2 protein-coding genes are annotated in these 2151 nt (G+C 73.4%); both read right to left on the bottom strand.

What is annotated here, in order from left to right; all coding sequences use genetic code 11:
* Nucleotides 1–60: 60 nt before the first annotated feature.
* Nucleotides 61–990: a DUF4231 domain-containing protein gene (locus tag NBW84_RS17360; protein ID WP_250285779.1), complete on the bottom strand. Its 930-nt coding sequence runs from the start codon at nucleotides 988–990 to the stop codon at nucleotides 61–63.
* Nucleotides 991–1132: 142 nt separating this feature from the next.
* Complete coding sequence (locus NBW84_RS17355) at nucleotides 1133–1792, bottom strand: GNAT family N-acetyltransferase (protein WP_250285778.1); 660 nt, start codon at nucleotides 1790–1792, stop codon at nucleotides 1133–1135.
* Nucleotides 1793–2151 lie beyond the last annotated feature (359 nt).

Here is a 2151-nt window from a genome sequence, read left to right as displayed (position 1 = left end):
CAGCCCCAGGCAACGGGCGGGCAGCAGGCAGCGCCAGGTAACCGGTGGGCTCCGGGACGGTCAGGCGGGCTGTTCGGCCGGGCTGGCGGGTGTCACGGAGCCGTCGGCGTTCCAGCGGGCTGTCCAGGTCTGGTTCTCGATGGCGATCGCTTCCTCGCAGCCAGTGACGAACACGGTGTCCAGCCGGGCTCGTTCGGCGGCGGAGGTGCCGGCCGGGAGGGGCAGCCGCCACCGGTCACGCAGGAAGCGCAGCCGGCGGGCGGTCTGCTTGTAGGCGCGGGCGTCGTCCTCGTAGCGCGAAGCGGCCGCGTACGAGCCCACCGACGCCCCCACCATGGTGATCACCGGCGCCCAGGCGGTGAGCGCGGCCCCGCCCGTGGCCGCCTCCAGCGCGCCGAGCACCGCCGCGGCGAGGCTCGTGGCCAGCCCGGCCCACTGGAACTGGATGATGTGCCGCTCGGCGGCGGCGGCCTGCGACTCGTAGTAGCCGATCTGGTCGTCGACCCGGTAGGTCACGTAGGCGTCGAGGCTGCCGGCCTCCGGCAGCCGCTGGGACGGCGGGCCGCTGACCAGCGCCGCGGGCGGGTCAATGCCAGCATCCTGTTGGATCTTCTCGCCGTTGTCCAGGAGCTGGCGGGCCCGTTCGGCCGGCGAGCCGTCGTAGGGGCTGACGCCGGCCAGATAGACGGAGATCTCGGCCCTTATGCGTTCGGAGACCGAACGTAACTGTGTCCAGGTCCGGGTGCGCTCGGGGCCGGCGAAGAAACCGGCCACGATCGGCACGCTGGCCAGGGCGGCGGCGGCCAGCCCGGCCAGTACCCGGCCCACGCTCCCGTCGGCCTGCGCGGCGGCGGTCACCAGGACCGTGCCGGCCACGCCCAGCCCGAGGGCGGCCCGCCGGCCCCGGCGGATGCGCTGTTTCGCCTTCGTCGCGGCCACGGACCACCGCTGCTGGGCCGCGATCACACTGTCAGCCCCCGTTGTGCTCATGTCGGTGATTGTGCGCGGTATGCGTCCGGGAGCAACGGGCGGCCCGGAACACGGTGACCCGCTGGGTCAGCCGCTGTCCGCGCCGGGCCCGCTCCCCGGATGCCGGCGGGGCCGACCGGGCCGACGACGCTGGCCGAGCCGTTCAGGTCGACTCGTCGGTCCACGGGGCCAGTGCGCGGGTCACGAACGTGGGTGATGCCGCCGCCCGTTCGTCCAGGGTGCGCAGCATCGGCAGGTAGCTTTTGCCGCCGCCGCCATCGTCCGTGTCGGGTTCCGGGTCGCCGGCCGGCTCGAAGCCGTGACGGGCGTAGAGGCGGACCGCGGCCGTGTTGGTGGGCACGACCCACAGCCGGACGCCGATAGCGCCCACCGTCCGCGCCCAGTCCACGGCGGCGTCGAGGAGGGCGCCGGCCGCGCCCGTGCCGCGTATGGCCGGCGCGACCCACATCGCGGCCAGTTCCCGGAACTCCGGCGCCAGCGACGGCCGATAGACGTCCACCATGCCCATCACGACGCCACCGCCCACGGGAGCGCCGCCGGCCACGGGAGCGCCGCCCGTCGCGGCGTTGGACGACCCGTCGCCCGTCGCGTCGTGATCCGATTCCAGCAGGAACGTGGCGTGCGCGTCGCCCATCGCGTTCCGTGACGCGCGGGCCTGCCAGTCCGCGCCGGGCCGGGCGCTCTCGGCCGCCAGGGTCTGCCAGAAGGATCCGGGCGCGTCGGCCAGCGCCGCCAGGCGGACACCGCGCAACCGCTCGGCATCACCAGGCGCGATACGGCGTACGTGGAATGCCAGACCCACCTCAACAACCACCCTGACGTGTGAAAATACTACATCCCGGACGTATGGGTTTCACACGCGCGGATGTGACACATACGAATACGACATACATAAATGTGACATGTACGAATGTGACATGTACGAATGTGACGAGGCGTGACGCCACCCGCGCCAGGCCCGGGAACCGCGCAACCATCACCATCCGCACGCTACCGGGCGTGACCCTGCCCGGGTCGAGGCGCCCCCGGCGGGCTGTCCGGCGGCCGCGTGCGGGAGGCGCCGGGCAGCATCCCCCGCGGTTCCGGCTGAGGCGTCCGGGCCGCCGGCACGGTGGCCGCGCGCCCGCTATCAGCGAGCCTGCCACCGGCTCTCCCCGGCAA

It is taken from the genome of Protofrankia sp. CiP1_Cm_nod2, from assembly GCF_920664355.1.
Taxonomy (GTDB): domain Bacteria; phylum Actinomycetota; class Actinomycetes; order Frankiales; family Frankiaceae; genus Protofrankia.
Note: the sequence above shows the minus strand (reverse complement) of the source record. Positions and strands in the feature narration are given on the sequence as shown.